At 68.9% G+C, this 16185-nt stretch carries 16 protein-coding genes; 9 read left to right on the top strand and 7 right to left on the bottom strand.

The window, feature by feature from the left end:
- Positions 1-21 precede the first annotated feature (21 nt).
- Positions 22-1323, bottom strand: coding sequence for a cytochrome P450 (locus tag AB0M14_RS13435; RefSeq protein ID WP_364993468.1), 1302 nt, complete (start codon positions 1321-1323; stop codon positions 22-24).
- A 136-nt stretch (positions 1324-1459) separates the two neighbouring features.
- On the opposite strand from AB0M14_RS13435, the gene AB0M14_RS13430 reads away from it, so the two are divergent.
- Positions 1460-2689 carry an MFS transporter gene (locus tag AB0M14_RS13430; RefSeq protein WP_364993466.1) on the top strand — a complete coding sequence of 410 codons (1230 nt, stop codon included), beginning with the start codon at positions 1460-1462 and terminating at the stop codon, positions 2687-2689.
- Positions 2686-3225 (top strand): GNAT family N-acetyltransferase, encoded by a 540-nt coding sequence (locus tag AB0M14_RS13425; protein ID WP_364993463.1) that lies wholly within the window; start codon positions 2686-2688, stop codon positions 3223-3225. Before AB0M14_RS13430 ends, AB0M14_RS13425 begins: the two co-directional genes overlap by 4 nt.
- A gap of 1 nt (position 3226) precedes the next feature.
- Here AB0M14_RS13425 and AB0M14_RS13420 read toward each other — a convergent pair whose 3' ends face one another.
- On the bottom strand, positions 3227-3982 hold the full coding sequence (locus AB0M14_RS13420) for an alpha/beta hydrolase (RefSeq protein WP_364993460.1): 756 nt from the start codon (positions 3980-3982) through the stop codon (positions 3227-3229).
- Between the two features lie 105 nt (positions 3983-4087).
- Here AB0M14_RS13420 and AB0M14_RS13415 point away from each other — a divergent pair, with 105 nt between their 5' ends.
- The 3 genes from AB0M14_RS13415 (at position 4088) to AB0M14_RS13405 (ending at position 6352) form a co-directional block, all read left to right on the top strand.
- The gene (locus AB0M14_RS13415) at positions 4088-4975 is read left to right on the top strand and encodes an ABC transporter ATP-binding protein (RefSeq protein WP_364993457.1); all 888 of its coding nucleotides are present in this window, start codon (positions 4088-4090) and stop codon (positions 4973-4975) included.
- Between the two features lie 27 nt (positions 4976-5002).
- A complete protein-coding gene (locus AB0M14_RS13410) occupies positions 5003-5782 on the top strand; it encodes an ABC transporter permease subunit (RefSeq protein ID WP_364993454.1) in 780 nt (259 codons plus the stop codon).
- Positions 5783-5860: 78 nt separating this feature from the next.
- The gene (locus tag AB0M14_RS13405; RefSeq protein ID WP_364993451.1) at positions 5861-6352 is read left to right on the top strand and encodes a winged helix DNA-binding protein; all 492 of its coding nucleotides are present in this window, start codon (positions 5861-5863) and stop codon (positions 6350-6352) included.
- A gap of 16 nt (positions 6353-6368) precedes the next feature.
- Here AB0M14_RS13405 and AB0M14_RS13400 read toward each other — a convergent pair whose 3' ends face one another.
- Positions 6369-7154 carry a tyrosine-protein phosphatase gene (locus AB0M14_RS13400; protein ID WP_364993448.1) on the bottom strand — a complete coding sequence of 262 codons (786 nt, stop codon included), beginning with the start codon at positions 7152-7154 and terminating at the stop codon, positions 6369-6371.
- A gap of 43 nt (positions 7155-7197) precedes the next feature.
- On the bottom strand, positions 7198-8217 hold the full coding sequence (gene zapE / locus AB0M14_RS13395) for a cell division protein ZapE (RefSeq protein WP_364993445.1): 1020 nt from the start codon (positions 8215-8217) through the stop codon (positions 7198-7200).
- 35 nt (positions 8218-8252) lie between these two features.
- Here zapE and AB0M14_RS13390 point away from each other — a divergent pair, with 35 nt between their 5' ends.
- From AB0M14_RS13390 to msrB, 4 genes are all read left to right on the top strand, one after another.
- A complete protein-coding gene (locus tag AB0M14_RS13390; protein ID WP_364993441.1) occupies positions 8253-9065 on the top strand; it encodes a pyrimidine reductase family protein in 813 nt (270 codons plus the stop codon).
- Between the two features lie 103 nt (positions 9066-9168).
- Positions 9169-10731 carry an alpha/beta hydrolase gene (locus tag AB0M14_RS13385; protein WP_364993437.1) on the top strand — a complete coding sequence of 521 codons (1563 nt, stop codon included), beginning with the start codon at positions 9169-9171 and terminating at the stop codon, positions 10729-10731.
- 66 nt (positions 10732-10797) lie between these two features.
- Positions 10798-12117 carry a glycosyltransferase family 87 protein gene (locus AB0M14_RS13380; RefSeq protein WP_364993433.1) on the top strand — a complete coding sequence of 440 codons (1320 nt, stop codon included), beginning with the start codon at positions 10798-10800 and terminating at the stop codon, positions 12115-12117.
- Positions 12114-12545 (top strand): peptide-methionine (R)-S-oxide reductase MsrB, encoded by a 432-nt coding sequence (msrB, locus tag AB0M14_RS13375; protein WP_364993429.1) that lies wholly within the window; start codon positions 12114-12116, stop codon positions 12543-12545. Before AB0M14_RS13380 ends, msrB begins: the two co-directional genes overlap by 4 nt.
- 100 nt (positions 12546-12645) lie before the next feature.
- On the opposite strand, the gene hemQ is transcribed toward msrB, so the two are convergent.
- From hemQ to hemE, 3 genes are all read right to left on the bottom strand, one after another.
- Positions 12646-13341, bottom strand: a complete 696-nt coding sequence (gene hemQ, locus AB0M14_RS13370) for a hydrogen peroxide-dependent heme synthase (RefSeq protein WP_364993425.1) — start codon at positions 13339-13341, stop codon at positions 12646-12648.
- Positions 13342-13568: 227 nt separating this feature from the next.
- The gene (locus tag AB0M14_RS13365) at positions 13569-14915 is read right to left on the bottom strand and encodes a protoporphyrinogen oxidase (RefSeq protein WP_364993423.1); all 1347 of its coding nucleotides are present in this window, start codon (positions 14913-14915) and stop codon (positions 13569-13571) included.
- Positions 14916-14984: 69 nt separating this feature from the next.
- On the bottom strand, positions 14985-16055 hold the full coding sequence (hemE, locus tag AB0M14_RS13360; RefSeq protein WP_364993419.1) for a uroporphyrinogen decarboxylase: 1071 nt from the start codon (positions 16053-16055) through the stop codon (positions 14985-14987).
- Between the last annotated feature and the right edge of the window lie 130 nt (positions 16056-16185).

The raw sequence follows: 16185 nt of genomic DNA, 5'->3' as shown, positions 1-16185 counted from the left end.
ACCAACAGGTTAGAACGCCGTTTACCGCGCGGTCACAACGATGCGGGCCTTGCCGCGCGGCACCGTGGTGATGTTGCGCACCCGCCCGCGTTCGGGTTTGCCGGTGGCCGGGGCGAGCGCGTAGCGGGTCAGGATCTCCCGCAGCACGACGCTGCCCTCCATCATCGAGAAGCCCGCGCCGAGGCAGCGGCGCACCCCGCCGCCGAACGGCAGCCAGGTGTGCGGCTCCACCTCGCCTTCCAGGAACCGGGCCGGCCGGAACGCCTGGACGTCGGCGTAGTTCTGCGGGCTGCGGTGCGCCAGCGTGATGGAGCAGCTGACGGTGGTGCCCGCGGGCAGCGTCCACCCGGCGACGGTGGTCTCGGTGGTGAGCCGGCGGACCGCGCCCGGGATCACCGGATGCAGCCGCATGGCTTCCTTCAGCACGGCTTCCAGCCCTTTGTCGTCCTCGTCCCGCGCCGCCTCGAACGCCTGCCGCTGCACCGCGGGATTCACCGACAACTCGGAGAGCGCCCAGGACAGCGCCGCGGCGGTCGTCTCGTGCCCGGCCAGCAGCAGGGTGATGAGCTGATCGCGCAGTTCGGCGTCCGTCAGCGGCGGCTCGTCGCCCGCCGAACCGACGTGCAGCAGCCGCGACAGCACGTCGGCCCGTTCGGCGAGGTCGGGTGCGGCACGGCGCGCGGCGATCTCGCGATACAGCAGGTCGTCGACGGCGATCAGGTTGCCGTGGAAGGCCTGCCACGGCCGGAACCGCCGCAGGACGGGTATCCGCAGCCCGGCGTACTGCAACGCCCCGACATCGACGATCCGACGCAGGCGCGGCACCAGCTCGGCCCGAGTGGCCGCGTCGGTGACGCCGAAGACCACGCGCATGATGACCTCGAGGGTCAGCGCGTTCATCCGATCCAGCGTGATCACCGTGGAATTCGGCTGCCACCCGGCGACCTCCGCGGCGGCGATCTCGGTGACCAGCTCGCGATAGCCGCGCAGCGACGCGTTGTTGAACGCGGGCAGCAGCAACTTCCGGGTCCGCGCGTGCTCGGCTTCGTCGGTGAGCAGCACCGAATGCTCGCCCATGACCGGGCCGAGGATGTTGTTCGCCTCGCCCGCGTGCATGGTGCGCGGGTCGCCGGCGAACACCTCCCGAATGTGTTCCGGGCGGGACAGGATCACGACATTGTCGTTGAACGGGGGCACCCGCACGGCGAAGACGTCACCGTAGCGCCGACGCAACGCGCCGAGGAACAGCGACCGGCGGCGCAGATAGAAGAAGGTCTGCACGAATGCGGGCAACGTGGGACCGGGTGGATAGGTCGCGGTCATCGAGCCTCCCTGAGGTGCGGCGTGCACTACAGCCAATCTCCCACATCCGCCGGGTGAGAACCTCCTGCCACAGACGGATCTGGACACCTGCTCGATTCACCGCGCACCCTGCCAGAATGGCCGCTACCCTCCGCAAATGAGCTCGATTGCCCCGGTCCTGCGCGGCGCGCGGATCGCGAATTCGTTCGCTTTCGCCCTGCAGGGGTTCTTCTTCGCCGTCGTGCTCACCGAATTACCGCAGCAGCAGGAGAAATTCGGGCTGTCCGACGAGCTGATCGCCGGCTCGATCGTGGTGGTGTCGCTGCTGGCGGGCGGCGGCAGCGTGCTGGCCGAACAGCTCGCCGTGCGCTGGTCGAGCCAGACCACCTTGCGCCTGGGTCTGCTGCTGATCACCGCGACCGGGTGCGCGATCGCGTTCGCGCCGAACACCGCCGGACTGCTGATAGCGCTGTGCGGCTACGGAATCGCCCTGGGCATGGTCGACGCGAGCACGAACATGCAGGCGGTCTTCATCCAGCACGGGTACGGCACCTTCATCCTGTCCTCGTTCTACGCGGCCTGGAGCGCGGGCTCGATCACCGGCGCGCTCTTCGTCGCCGGCGCCGAGGCGCTGGAGGTGACCCTGCGGCAGACCCTGCTCACCGCGGCGGTGCTGGTGCTGGTCGCCGGACTGGTGCTGGGTCCGCGCCTGCTCGCCGCCGACGAGGCCGAAGCGAGCCCCGCGGAACGACTTCCGAGCGAATCCGAGGCGATCCGCGCGGTGGCCCTGCGCGCGTACCTCGGCTTCGGCATCGCGATGGCACTGGTCTTCGCCATCGACATCGCCGTCGGCAGCTTCTCCGCGCTGTATCTGGAGAACGACGGCACGCTGCGCGCCGGCGCGTCCGCCGCCGCGCTCGCGCTGGCCGCCTATCAGGGCGCTTCGCTGCTGGCCCGGCTCACCGGTGACTGGTGGGTGCGCCGCTTCGGCCCGCGCCGGGTGGTGCGGGCCGCCGCCGCGATCGGCGTCGCGGGCCTGGCGCTGGTGGTCGCCGCGCCCGCGCCGGCCGTGGCCATCGCCGGATTCTTCGTCGCGGGCATCGGCTTGCCGGTGATCGCGCCGCTGTGCTTCAGCGAGGCCGGCCGGCTCACCAGCGGACGCGCCCTGGATTCGCTCATCGCCCGCCTGAACCTGTTCAACTACGCGGGCACGCTGATCGGCGGCGGGCTGGTGGGCGCGGTGGCGGCGGGGTTCAGTCATCGGGTGAGTTTCCTGGTCCCGCTGCTGTTCGCCGCGGTTCTGATCGTGCTCGCGGGCGTGTTCCACGCCCGTTCCGAAGCGGGTGAACGTCCGGCTGATCACCGGCGTGCTTCACTGGAGAAATGAGCAATTCACCGGTCATCGTGGACCGGGCCGGACTGTGGGACGCAGAGGCCCTCAGTGACGTTGCGGCCGCGACCTTTCCGCTCGCGTGCCCGCCCGACGCCACCGCCGACGACATCGACATCTTCATCACCGAGGTCCTCTCCGGCGAAAGGTTCGGCGACTACCTGACCGATCCCGCCTTCACCGTGCTCAAAGCCTGCGCGGACGGCGACATCGTGGGCTACGCGATGCTGCACGCGGGCGACCCGGCTGACCCGGAGGTGGCCGCCGCGGTAGACCTCAGCCCGGTGGTGGAGATCAGCAAGATGTATGTGCTGCCCGGGCACCACGGCAGCGGCATCTCCAAAGCGCTGATGCGGGCCTCGCTCCAACGGGCGCGGGAGGAGGGCGCGGCCGGGGTGTGGCTGGGGGTGAACCAGCGCAACGAGCGCGCGCAGCGGTTCTACACCAAGCACGGGTTTCAGCGGGTCGGGACCAAGACCTTCCTGGTCGGGCGGCAGCTGCACCACGATTTCGTGATGCGGCTGGTGTTCTGAGCTAGCTCTTCAGGAAGTCGACCAGGGCGGCCGAGAAGGCCGGATCCGCCACGGCCATCAGATGGTCGCCCGGGACGACGACCGCGCGGCCGTCGGGCAGTGCGGCGGCCAGGCGTTCGGGCTCGGCCGCGAACGGATCGGCCGCACCGGCGAGCACCAGTGCGGGAACGGTGATGCCGTCCAGCGTCTTGATCGGTTCCTCGTCGAGCCCTTTCGCGACCGCCCGGATCGCGTCGATGTCGGCGTGCACCGTGTCGGCGAGAATCCGGAACATCCGCGCGACCGGCGGCGCGGCGGACCCATCCCCCGTCATCGCCGCTTGCAGGTCTTCGACGTCGATGACGCGCCGATCGATGCCGCCACAATCGATGACCCCGGAGCCGATGCCGCCGACCGCCAGCTTCTCGACTCGTGGATCGGCAGCGGTCACCAGCAGCGAGATCACCCCGCCCATCGAATAACCCACCTGCACAACCTCATCCAGGCCCAGTTCGTCGTAGAGCGCGCGAACGTCCTTGGCCATGGCGGCCCAGGAGTAGCGGGCCGGATCATGCGGTTTCTCGGAACGTCCGTGCCCGCGTGCGTCCAGCGAGACCACGGTGTGCCCGGCCGCTTGCAGCGCGCGCACCACGCCCATCCCGATCCAGTTGGCCCCGGTATCGGCGACTACGCCGTGCTGCAACACCACCGGGACGCCCGCGCCGTCCCACACGCGGTAGCTGAGCTCCAGCCCGTCCCAGGTCTTGAACTTCGTCATGTCCGCAGCTTAGTGACGCCGGTCTCAGGTCTTGACAGTTCTATCTGTTCAGTCTTTACTGAACTCACTGATTCTTACAGAACAGACCAGACCTCAGGAGCAGCAATGACACCCGCCGCGATCCGCACCGAAGGCCTCACCAAGCACTACGGGAAGCATGTGGCACTCACCGACCTGGACCTGGATGTCGTCCAGGGCGAGGTGTTCGGCTTCCTCGGACCCAACGGCGCGGGCAAGTCCACCACCATCCGGATCCTGCTCGACCTGATCCGCCCGACCGCCGGCACCGTCGAGGTGCTCGGCGTCGACCCGCGCAAGGGCGGCGCGGAACTGCGCCGGCGGATCGGATATCTGCCGGGCGAGCTGGAGATCGAGGGCCGCAACACCGCCCGCGCCCTGCTCGAGTTCCTGGCCGATCAGCACGGAAACGTTCCGGCGCAACGGATTACCGACCTCGCCGATCTGCTGGACCTGGACCTGTCGCGCAAGGTCGGCGCGATGAGCAAGGGCAACAAACAGAAGGTCGGGATCATCGCGGCGTTCATGCACAACCCCGACCTGCTGATCCTGGACGAACCCACCTCCGGCCTGGATCCGCTGCTGCAGCAACGCTTCCTGGATCTGGTGAGCGCGGCCAAGGCCAACGGGCAGACGGTGTTCATGTCCTCGCACATCCTCTCGGAGGTGCAGCAGACCGCCGACCGCGCGGTGATCATGCGGGCCGGACGGTTGCTCGGCACCGAGAACGTGGAGGACCTGCGCCGCAGATCGCCCCGTGCGGTGGAACTGGTGTTCGGCGAGGAGATCTTCGCCGACGATTTCGCCCGGCTGCCCGGACTGCGCGATCTGACAGTCGAGGGAAAGACCTTGCGTTGCACCACCGAAGGCGAAGTGGACGGGCTGTTCAAGATGGCCGCCAAGTACCAGCTGGTGAGCGTGCTCTCCACCGAACCAGACCTCGAACAGATCTTCTTCAGCCTTTACGGCCGCTGAACCTTTTATCACACAGGAGAATTCGCAATGACTCGCTCGATCTTCACCCAGACTCTGACCGAACAGCGGCGCGGCCTGATCGGCTGGTCCGTCGGCCTGGCCATCGTGCCGATGCTGTATCTGCCGTCCTACCAGTCGCTCAAAGAGCAAGGCTCACTCGACATCCAGCAGAACAAGATGTACGAGGCGATGGGCCTGAGCGACTTCGCGAGCGCCACCGGCTATTTGAACGCCACCGTGTTTTCGCTGATGGGCCTGATCCTGTTGCTCATCTTCGCTGTCACCTTCGCCGCCCGCTCGGTAACCCAGGAGGAGAACGGCATGCTGGACCTGCTCCTGGCCCAGCCGATCAATCGAATCAGCTTGCTGGCGCAGCGATTCGCCGCCTTGGCGGTCCAGACGGCGATCGTCACCACGATTCTCCTGCTGAGCGTCATGGCCGGCGCGAGCCAGGGCAAGATGGATATCCCAGCGGGCAACATCGCCGCCGCCAGCGTCGGACTCGGACTGCTGGCCCTGGTCGTCGGCGCGATCACCCTGCTGGTCGGCGCGGTGACCGGGAAACGCGCTCTCACACTGGGTTTGGCATCGCTGGTCGCGGTCGGCGGTTACCTGGCCAACAACCTCGGCGGGATGTCGGAGAGCACCGAGTGGCTGCGCAAGCTGTCGCCGTTCTACTACGCCAACGGTGATTCACCCTTGGTGAACGGGTTCAACATCCTCCACCTGACGGTGCTGGTCGTCCTCGCGGCCGCGGCCCTGGCCGCCGCCCTCGGCGCCTTCGATCGCCGCGACCTCGCGGTCTGACTCCACCCCCCAGGGGGCGGGCCGACACACGGCCCGCCCCATTACCCGTCTTTCCGTCCACGAAGGGATACTCGACCAATGACCAGCCCCGAAGACACCGCAGTCGCCCCGACCCCCGAACAGTTGGCGTTCGTCGAGGAATTCGCGCTGGTCCTCGAACGCATGGGTCTGGTGCGGATGACCGGGCGGGCCGCGGCCTGGCTGCTGGTGTGCGATCCGCCGGAGCAGACCTTCGCCCAGATCGGGGACGCGCTCCAGGCCTCGAAAGGCTCGATCTCCAATGCGCTCAAGCAGCTCACCACGATGCGCTGGGTCGACAAGATCTCCAAGCCGGGCGATCGCAAGGACTACTACACGATCCGCTCGGGCATCATGCCGGAACTACAGCGCCAGCAGCTCGCCCAGTACGGCCCGCTCACCGAGACGACCGCACGCGGGCTGGCACTGTTCGAGGATCCCGACGGCCCGAAGGCCGGCCGGGTACGCGATATGCACGACTTCTTCGTCTGGTTGAGCAAAGAGATGCCCGTGCTGCTGGACCGCTGGGACGCCGAGCGCGGGCAGTCGTGAAAGCCGCTGCCCTGGATCAGGACAGCAGCTTCGCCCGCAACGCCGCGACATCGGCGTCGGAGAGCCCCAGCCCGTCGCGCACGTAGGCGCCGAAGTCGCCGTAGCTCTGGTCGACCTGATCGAAGGCGCCGTCCAGCCAGGACTGCTGCACACCGTTGAGCCCGTCGCCCTCGGTGGCGCCGCGGTAGACGTTGGACAGCAGGTAATCCTGGGTGACGGTGTCGCGATCCACGCCCAGGATCGTCAGCAGGACCGCCGCGGCCCAGCCGGTGCGGTCCTTGCCCGCGGTGCAATGGAACAGCACCGCACCGTCTTTCGTCTCGATGATGTCGCGCAGCACGGTGGCGAAGGCCGCGTTCGCGCCCGGCGCGGTGATGAACGCGCGATACAGATCGTCGCCCCCGGTGAGCGTGGTCATCATGGTCTGCGGCGGAGCCTGCCCGATGACATCGACCCAGTGTTCGGTCGCGCCCGCGGGCACCCGGTCCGGGGCGATGGTGCGCTCGTAGACCGTGCGCAGGTCCTCCACGACGCGCACGGTGCCCAGCGCGGCCAGATCCTCCGGGGTGGCGTTGTTGAGCTGGCCGGTGCGGAACACCAGGCCGGTACGCACCAGACGACCGTCGGTGGTGCGGTAGCCGCCCACGTCGCGGGCGTTCTGGACGCCGGTCAGGTGCAGCGAGCGGTCGAACTCGGTGGCCGCGGCCGGAGCGGCCAGCGCCGTTCCCACGACCGGCCCGAAGGCGATGGCAAGGCCGGTAGCCGCGGCGACACAGCCGCGCAGGGCACGATCTCGAGACACGCGGAACTCCTTACATCGGTTCGGGCGGGGGTCTGCTGCTACTTCACGCGGTCGCGGCTTCGAACCGGGAAAGCGCCAGCAGCCGGGAGATTGCCCGGAGGTACTTCTTTCGGTAACCGCCGTCCAGCATCTCCTGGGAGAAGATCTCGTCCAGTTTGGCACCGGACACGGTGACCGGAACACTGGCGTCGTAGAGCCGGTCGGCGAGCACGACGATGCGCAGCGCGACCGCCTGATCGGTGACCGGGTGCACGCCGGAGATGAAGACGGCCGAGACCCCGGAGATCAGCGCACCGAACTTCGACGGATGCAGGGTGCTCAGGTGCCGCAGCAGTTCGTCGTAGTCGTCGAGCGTGGAATGCGGTGTGACAGCGGCCCGTTCGGCCAGCACCTCGGACGAGGTGGGTTCCGGCGCGGGCGGCAGATCGCGGTGCCGGTAGTCCGGACCGTCCACGCGCACCGGATCGAAGATCGCGCCGAGCTTCTTGATCTCGCGCAGGAAATCCTGTGCGGCGAAACGGCCCTCACCGAGCTGGCCGGGCAGCGTATTGGAGGTCGCCACGATCGACACGCCGCGCGCCGAGAGCTCGGTCAGCAGGCGCGAGACGAGCATGGTGTCGCCCGGATCGTCGAGCTCGAACTCGTCGATGCACAGCACGCTGTTGCCGGACAGCCGCTCCACGGCGTTGTTGAAGCCGAGCGCGCCGACCAGGTTGGTGACCTCGCCGAACGTGCCGAACGACTTCGGCGCGGGCGCGCTGTGGAAGATCGAGGCCAGCAGGTGGGTCTTACCGACGCCGAACCCGCCGTCGAGGTACAGGCCCGCGCCGGTGACCGGCTTCTTCTTGCCGAAGAGGCTCTTCTTGTTCGCCGCCTTGTGGATCGCGGCGACCTGACCGGCGAACTGCTCGGCCTTGGCGACCGCGGCGGCCTGGCTCGGCTCGTTCGGGTCGGGAATGTAGGAGGCGAAACTGACCTCGTCGAACATGGGCGGCGGCACCATCTGGGCCACGAGTTGATCCGCCGGCACCTCAGGGTGACGGTCGACGAGGCGTTCCTGCATGGACAAAGCGTACGGACGTGGTGTGATCGTGAGTCATGCAGCGTATCCCCAATGCGATCCAGCTCACTGCGCATACCCACCCCGCCGGCTCCGCAAGCTCCGCCGGCTGCCATCCCCCAGCACTCGACGCCGACGGCTTAGCCGAGCTGTACGCCTACCCCACCAGCCTCGATGCGCCCTGGGTCCGAACGAACTTCGTCTCCAGCATCGACGGCGCGGCCACCGCGGGCGACAAATCGGAGGGACTCGGCACGCCCGCCGACAAACAGGTCTTCATGCTCCTGCGCGATCTGGCCGACGTGATCCTGATCGGCGCGGGCACCGTGCGCGCCGAGAACTACGGCGGCGCGCGCACCGACGCCCATCGCCGGCGCAAGCTCTACGCCCAGGGCTTCGGCGGGCACCAGGACGGCGCGCCGCCGCCGATCGCCGTCGTCACCGCCGGCGCCGCGCTGGAACCCGGCAGCCGGCTGTTCACCGACACCGAGGTGCCGCCGCTGATCATCACCACCGCCACCGCGCCCGAGGACCGCAAACGCGCCCTCGCCGACGCAGGCGCGGAAGTCATCGAGGCCGGCGGCGTGGCCGTCACCCCGAAGGCGCTGCTGAGCGTGCTCGCCGAACGCGGGCTGCACCGCGTGCTCTGCGAAGGCGGCCCGCACCTGCACGGCGAACTGCTCGCGGCCGACCTGGTCGACGAGCTGTGCCTGACCACCGCGCCGCTGCTGATCGGCGGTACCGCGCGGCGAATCGCGTTGTCCGCCCACGAGTTCCAATGCACCATGACGCGCCGCCATCTGCTGCTCGACGAGGACGGCACCATCCTCACCCGGTGGGTCCGGCGCTGACGCAGCTGAATCCCATTGGCCTGCCTCATTGCGGCCTCCGTGGTCACGCTGCGCCACCGCCTCCGGCCGCTGAGCTCACCAGGCCTGTGGCAGGCTGTAGCGCATGCGCTGGACTCGAGCCGCCGTAGTGGCCTCGACACTGTCGATCGTTCTCACCGGGTGCGGGGCGGGCCCCTCCGACCGCCCCGGTGTCGCCATCGAGCGCCCGGCCGTCGGTGACGCGGAGACGCCCAAGGTCGTCCAGCCCGCGCCGCCCAAACAGGCCCAGGTGCCCAAGACCGACCTGAGCTGGCGCGATTGCACCGCCCCCACGCTGAATCTGCTCGGCCTCGGCCCGGCCCCGTCGGGCCTGGTGCTGGAGTGCGCCGAATACTCCACGCCGATCGACACCCAGGGCACCGTGATCGGCAGCTTCCGCACCGGCGCCATGCGGGCTCGCCTGCCGCAGACTCCGGCCGAGGCGGCCCCGCTGGTCCTCACCTCGGGCACCGACCGGTCCTCCACCGCGACCCTGGCCGGCCTGGCTGTCGGCAGCGGCGGCGCCGGTCTGCTCACCACCCGGCCCATCGTCGCGGTGGACCGCCGCGGTCTGGGCACCTCACAGCCGATCGACTGCCTGCCCGCCGAGATCCGGCGCGGCCTGGCCGACAACGGCCAGTTCAGCGCAGGCGCGGGCAATCCCGCCGAGGCGGTGTCGGCGCTGAGTCAGGAGGCCACCATCTCCTGCCGCGATTTCCTGCAGCCCTACGAGGGCCTGTTCGACGCGCCGCACGCCGCCGACGACATCGAGCAACTGCGCAAGCAGTGGCAGGTCGAGCACATCGATCTGCTCGGCACCGGCAACGGCGCCAAGGTCGCGCTCAGCTACGCGCGCAAGTTCGGCGACCACCTGTCGCGGCTGGTGCTGGACTCCCCCGAGGCTGTCGGCACCGACTCCGTCACCCGCGAGGAACAGCGCCTGCAAGGCGCCGAGGCGGCGCTGACCGCCTTCGCCCAGCGCTGCAAGGGCATGAACTGCTCGCTCGGCGCGGACCCGCGCGCCGCGATCGCCGACCTGGTGAACCGGGCCGGCACCGGCGGGCTCGGTGACGTCTCGGCGAAGGCGCTGCTCACCGCGATCACCGGGTTCCTCGGCAGTCCGCGCGCCGATCAGTCCAACCGGGTCGGCGAACTCGCCGACGCGCTGTCGGCCGCCGGCCGCGGGGACGGCACCGCGTTGAACAGCCTGATCCTGCGCGAAACCGCAGCGACCGGCAGCGACGGGCAGTTCGTCAATCGCTGCACCGACACCCAGCAGCCGCCGACGCCGAGCAAGGCCACCGAGCTCGCCGCGCAGTGGGGACAGAAGTATCCGGTGTTCGGCAAGACCGCGGCGCTGGGCCTGCTGGACTGCTCGGCCTGGCCGGTGCCCTCTCCCGCGCCGATGCCGGAGAAGCTGAATCTGCCGGTGCTGGTACTGAACTCGGTCGCCGACCCGGTCAAGGGCAACGGCGGCACGGCCTCGGTCACCGGTGTGCTCGGCTCCGCGGGCGCCCGGCACGCCACCGTGAACTGGCAGGGCTGGGGGCATCCGGTGTTCACCCACTCCGGGTGCGCGCAGCGTGCGCTGCTCGAATATCTGACCGAAGCGAAGCTCCCCGCAGACGGTACCGCCTGCCCGGCTTGATCTTCGGGGGCGCCGGAACCGCCGCCCGGCAACCGGTCGTGACCGAATCCGGTGTACGGTGCGCCAGTGTTACTTCGACAGCTCGAGCCACGAACCGCTCGTACTACCGCCGAGGTGATCAAGTTCGCATTGTGGCCGATTGCGGTCATGACCGTGCTGAACCGGGTCTTCATCAAGGCTGTCAACGGATTCGTCACCGATGATTTCCGGCCCGTGTACGACGCGTCCTTCGCGTTCCTCAACGGGCGCCCGGTCTACACCGCGAACTTCGACTCTGTCGACCCGCACTACCTGTACTACCCGAGCGGCACGTTGCTGTTCGCGCCGGTCGCCGTCATCGACTACGAGAAGGCGCGCTGGCTGTTCATTCTCTTGAACGTCGCCGCCATCATCGTCGCCTGGTATCTGCTGCTGCGCCTGTTCAAGTACAGCGTGAAATCCGTTGCGGCGCCGGTGCTGCTGCTCGCGATGTTCATGTCCGAGACCGTCACCAACACGCTGATCTTCACCAATGTCAACGGCTGCCTGCTGCTGTGCGAACTGCTCTTCATCCATCTGCTGCTCTCGCGGCGAGATCTCTGGGCAGGCGCCATCATGGGCTTGAGCCTCGCGGTGAAACCGACGCTCGCGCCGCTGCTGCTGATCGCGCTGGTGCGCGGGCAGTGGAAGGTGTTCATCACGGCGATCAGCGTGCCGCTGGCGTTGAACGCGATCGCGTGGCCGCTGGTGAAAGATCCGATGGACTTCATCAACCGCACCGCGCCCTACATCTTCCACACGCGCGACTACTTCAACAGCGCCATCGAGGGCAACGCGGCCTATTACGGCCTGCCCGTCTGGCTGACCTGGACCATGCGCCTGGCCATGGGCGTCGTCGTCGCGCTCACGCTGTGGCTGCTGTACCGGTACTACCGCGAGGACGAACTGTTCTTCGTGACCACGGCCTCCGGCGTCCTGCTGATCGCGTCGTGGCTGCTGGCCTCGCTGGGCCAGATGTACTACTCGATGATGGTGTTCCCGTTCATGATGTCGGTGGTGCTGCGCAATTCGGTGTTGCGCAACTGGCCGGCCTGGCTGGCGGCGTTCGGGTTCCTGTCCTACGACAAATGGCTGTCGGACCGCTGGCAGAGCATCGGGCGGGACCTGGAGTACCTGCGCATCACCTTCGGCTGGGGCCTGATGCTGCTCGTGGTGTTCTGCATCCTGGGTGACCGATACCTCAACGCACGCCGCGAAGGGCGTCTGGTGGCCGGGCAGAGCCTGGATCCGGCCTGGATGAAACATGCTCCGGACTCGCGGGACGAGGCCGAAGCGGCCCCCGCGGTGACCACGCCGGTCAACGGGTCGACCCCCTCTTCCGAGAAACGTATTAGCGTGGAGCCATGAGTGCTGATCTTCCCGCGCCGCGGATCCAGCTGACGCCCCAGGAGTGGAAGGCGAAGCTGAGCCCCGAGGAGTACCAGGTCCTGCGCGAAGCCGGGACCGAGCGTCCGTTCGTCGGTGAATACACCGACACCAAGACCGAAGGCGTGTACGTCTGCCGGGCGTGTGACGCCGAATTGTTCCGCAGCACCGAGAAATTCGATTCGCACTGCGGCTGGCCGTCGTTCTTCGATCCGGCGAAATCCGACGCGGTGATTCTCCGCCCGGACGATTCGCTGGGGATGCGCCGGGTCGAGGTGCTGTGCGCGAATTGCCACAGCCACCTCGGCCACGTCTTCGAGGGCGAGGGCTACAAAACACCCACCGACCAGCGCTACTGCATCAACTCGATCTCGCTGCGCCTGCACCCCTCGGACACCGCAGCGCAGTAATCAGGCTTCCGCGCTGTGCGCAGCGTACGGGCAGCAACACGATTCAGGCATGCCCCGAAAACTCGGGGCATGCCTGAATTACGTTGTGCTGTCTGCGGGATCAGGGCAAGGCGGCGATGAGCTTGGCGACCTCGACGCGCGGGCCGGTGTAGAACGGGATCTCCTCACGCACGTGCAGGCGGGCCTCGGTGGCGCGCAGGTCGCGCATCAGGTCGACGATGCGGTGCAGTTCGGGGGCCTCGAAGGCGAGGATCCACTCGTAGTCGCCGAGGGCGAAGGAGCTGACCGTGTTGGCGCGGACGTCCGGGTAGCCGCGGGCGGCCTTGCCGTGGTCGGCCAGCATCTTGCGACGCTCGTCGTCGGGCAGCAGGTACCACTCGTAGGAGCGCACGAACGGGTAGACGCAGATGTAGTTACCGGCCTCCTCGCCCGCGAGGAACGCGGGGATGTGGCTCTTGTTGAACTCCGCCGGGCGGTGCAGCGCCACATTGCTCCAGACCGGGGTGCTGGCCCGGCCGAGGTCGGTGGTGCGCCGGAAATCGGCGTACGCGGCCTGTAACTCCTCGACGTGCTCGGCGTGCGTCCAGATCATGAAGTCGGCGTCGGCGCGCATCCCGGCCACATCGTAGAGGCCGCGCACCACGACGCCCTTGTCCTCGAGGCCGGTGAAGAACGCCTGCGCGTCCGCGATCGCCTTGGCTCGATCCTCACCGAGCACACCCGGTTTCACCTGGAACACCGAGAACATCAGGTACCGGATGGTGGAGTTGAGGGCCTGGTAATCGAGTCGCGCCATGCCCCCATCGTGCCATTTCGGTACCGGAGCGCGGCTGCCACCCCGTCATCCACCGCCCGGTAGTCGGCCGCCCCGTCGTCCACCGCTCCGTCGTCCCGGCGCGCTTTTGGCCGGGACCCAGGCGGCGCGGCCGGATCCGGGACGACGGCCTGGGTCCCGGCCAAAAGCATGCCGGGACGACGAGTTGGGCTGCCGGGTCGACGGGTCAGGCTAGTTGGGGCGACGGGTCAGGCTAGTTGGGACGCGATGGTGCGGGCGGCGGTGTCGCCGGAGGCGACGCAGGCGGGGACGCCGACCCCGTGCAGATACGCGCCGGCGAGGGCGAGGTTCGGCAATTCGGCTGTGCCGGCTTCGATCTCGGCGACCCGGTCGGTGTGGCCGGGGGCGTATTGGGCCAGGCCGCCGGGCCAGCGCTGGACGGTCGCGCCGACCGGTTCGATGGCGATGCCGGTGACGTGGGCGAGGTCTTCGGCGGCGGCGGCGATCAGTTTGTCGTCGGGCCAGGACAGGGCCGCGTCGTCGCCGAATTTGCCGAAGGAGGCGCGGACCAAAGCGGTGTCGCGGTCGGCGAGGTGCGGCCACTTGCGGCTGGAGAGCGTGAAGGCCTTGGCACGCAAGGATTCTCCGGTGGCGACGAGGATGCCGGAGTTGTCCGGGAGCGGGGTGTCGCGGGGTAGCGCCAGGGCGACCACGACCGAGGAGGACAGCTCGATACCGGCCGCAGCCGTCGCCGCGGCGGGCGCGAGAGTGCGCAGCAAACGAGCGGTCACCGGAGCCGGTGTCGCGAGGACGACCGCGTCGACCGTGCCGAACGGATCCAGCACCCAGCCGTTGGCCGACTTCGCGAGCCGGGTGGCCGGTGTGCCGGCAACGACGCGCGCACCGGATTTCGCGGCCAGGGTATCGAGCAGCACCCGGTAGCCGTCGCGGATCCCGCCGAACACCGGTGCGTTCGACGGCGGCGGCATGGCGGCGACCACCGCGTGTGTGAGACTCGGCGCGCCCGCGTCCAGCGCGGCGGCGAGGGTCGGCAACGCCGCGCGGACGCCGATGGAACGCGAGCTGCCCGCGTAGACGCCCCCCAGCAACGGATCGACGCTGCGTTCGGCGACCTGCGCACCGAAGCGGTCGGCGATCAGGCTGTGGACGTCGATGTCGGAATCCGGATACCAGGCGAAGGGCCGAGTGGTTTCGGCGGCGATCTTCGCGAGGGTGTCCTCGTCGACCAGACCGCGCATCTGCTCGGCCCGCGACGGAATGCCCATCAGCGTGCGCTCCGGCAGCGGATGCGCGACGCCGCCCGACCAGAGCAGCGGGCGCTTCCCCGCGGGCAGTACCAGCTGGCTTTCCAGCCCGAGCTCACGCAGCAGCCCCGGCACTTCCGGGCGCCGGCCGACGAACGCCTCGGCCCCCAAATCCAATGGCTCCCCGGCGACTTCGCCGGTGTGCAGGATCCCGCCGACCCGCTCGGCGCGGTCAGTCAGCAGGATGTCGGCGCCGGAGCCGAGCAGTGTCCGCAGTCGGTAGGCCGCGACCAGCCCGCTGATTCCCGCACCGACAACCGCGATTCTCATGGCTGCGACGGTATCCCTCGCCGCGCGGCGCGCCGCCGCCCGGTCCGCTTCGGCGTTGCCCGGGTCACCTCACGCGGTCGGCGCGGGCAGGCTGTGGATCAGTTCGACGGTCGCGGTGATGACGCCCGGGTCGGTCTCCGGCATGACGCCGTGGCCCAGGTTGAAGATGTGGCCCTTCGCGCCGAGGGTGACCGCTTCGTCGGCTTCGCGGCAGATGCGGCGCACCTCTGACTCGATCGCCTCGGAACCGGCGAACAGCACCGCCGGATCCAGATTGCCCTGCAGCACTTTTCCGGCACCGACCCGGCGCACGGCCTCGTTGAGCGGCACCCGCCAGTCGACGCCGACGACATCCGCGCCCGCCTCGCCCATCGCGCCGAGCAGTTCGCCGGTGCCGACACCGAAGTGGATGCGCGGCACGCCCGCGTCCGCGACCTCGGCGAAGACCCGCTCGGAGTGCGGCAGCACGAAGCTGCGGTAGTCGGCCAGCGACAGCGCCCCGGCCCAGGAGTCGAACAGCTGCACCGCGTCGACACCTGCGGCCAGCTGCGCCTGCAAGAACGCGATAGTGATGTCGGTGAGCGCGCCGAGCAACTCGTGCCAGGTCTTCGGGTCGGCGTGCATCATCGCCTTGGTGCGCTCGTGATGCTTGCTCGGCCCGCCCTCGACCAGGTAGGACGCGAGGGTGAAGGGCGCGCCCGCGAAACCGATCAGCGGGGTGTCGCCGAGCGCCGCGGTGAGCAGCCGGACACCCTCGGTGACCGCGCCGACGTCCTCGGGACGCAGCCGCGGCAGGGCGCGCACGTCTTCGGCGGTCCGCACCGGCGACGCGACGACCGGACCCACGCCGGGCACGATGTCGAGATCGATGCCCGCGGCCTTCAGCGGAACCACGATGTCGGAGAACAGGATCGCCGCGTCCACGTCGTGCCGGCGGATCGGCTGCATGGTGATCTCGCAGACCAGCTCCGGATCGAAGCAGGACTGCAGCATCCCCACGCCCTTGCGCAGCTCGCGGTACTCGGGCAGGGAACGACCGGCTTGGCGCATGAACCACACCGGCCGCCGGCTGGGCGTGGCGCCGGTGGCGGCGGCCAAGAACGGGGCATCGGTCAGCTGGCGGCGGGTGTAGGTAGTCATCACCGCGAATGATATCCATCCGCGGGTCGCGGACAGACACCGTCACCGCGCGAACGCCATATCGCGAACAGCGTCCTGTGCGGCGCGCCTCCGCCTCGGTAGGGGGCACACGGTCTACCGTCGCTTCCGT

It is taken from the genome of Nocardia sp. NPDC051832 (genome assembly GCF_040681285.1).
Classification (GTDB): domain Bacteria; phylum Actinomycetota; class Actinomycetes; order Mycobacteriales; family Mycobacteriaceae; genus Nocardia.
This window is presented reverse-complemented; position numbering and strand designations above follow the sequence as displayed.

What these genes read in the sequence shown, in the direction of transcription:
- AB0M14_RS13435 (WP_364993468.1), bottom strand. Translation starts at nt 1,323, where the DNA reads ATGACCGCGACCTATCCACCCGGTCCCACGTTGCCCGCATTCGTGCAG.
- AB0M14_RS13430 (WP_364993466.1), top strand. Translation starts at nt 1,460, where the DNA reads ATGAGCTCGATTGCCCCGGTCCTGCGCGGCGCGCGGATCGCGAATTCG.
- AB0M14_RS13425 (WP_364993463.1), top strand. Translation starts at nt 2,686, where the DNA reads ATGAGCAATTCACCGGTCATCGTGGACCGGGCCGGACTGTGGGACGCA.
- AB0M14_RS13420 (WP_364993460.1), bottom strand. Translation starts at nt 3,982, where the DNA reads ATGACGAAGTTCAAGACCTGGGACGGGCTGGAGCTCAGCTACCGCGTG.
- AB0M14_RS13415 (WP_364993457.1), top strand. Translation starts at nt 4,088, where the DNA reads ATGACACCCGCCGCGATCCGCACCGAAGGCCTCACCAAGCACTACGGG.
- AB0M14_RS13410 (WP_364993454.1), top strand. Translation starts at nt 5,003, where the DNA reads ATGACTCGCTCGATCTTCACCCAGACTCTGACCGAACAGCGGCGCGGC.
- AB0M14_RS13405 (WP_364993451.1), top strand. Translation starts at nt 5,861, where the DNA reads ATGACCAGCCCCGAAGACACCGCAGTCGCCCCGACCCCCGAACAGTTG.
- zapE (WP_364993445.1), bottom strand. Translation starts at nt 8,217, where the DNA reads ATGCAGGAACGCCTCGTCGACCGTCACCCTGAGGTGCCGGCGGATCAA.
- AB0M14_RS13390 (WP_364993441.1), top strand. Translation starts at nt 8,253, where the DNA reads ATGCAGCGTATCCCCAATGCGATCCAGCTCACTGCGCATACCCACCCC.
- AB0M14_RS13385 (WP_364993437.1), top strand. Translation starts at nt 9,169, where the DNA reads ATGCGCTGGACTCGAGCCGCCGTAGTGGCCTCGACACTGTCGATCGTT.
- msrB (WP_364993429.1), top strand. Translation starts at nt 12,114, where the DNA reads ATGAGTGCTGATCTTCCCGCGCCGCGGATCCAGCTGACGCCCCAGGAG.
- hemQ (WP_364993425.1), bottom strand. Translation starts at nt 13,341, where the DNA reads ATGGCGCGACTCGATTACCAGGCCCTCAACTCCACCATCCGGTACCTG.
- AB0M14_RS13365 (WP_364993423.1), bottom strand. Translation starts at nt 14,915, where the DNA reads ATGAGAATCGCGGTTGTCGGTGCGGGAATCAGCGGGCTGGTCGCGGCC.
- hemE (WP_364993419.1), bottom strand. Translation starts at nt 16,055, where the DNA reads ATGACTACCTACACCCGCCGCCAGCTGACCGATGCCCCGTTCTTGGCC.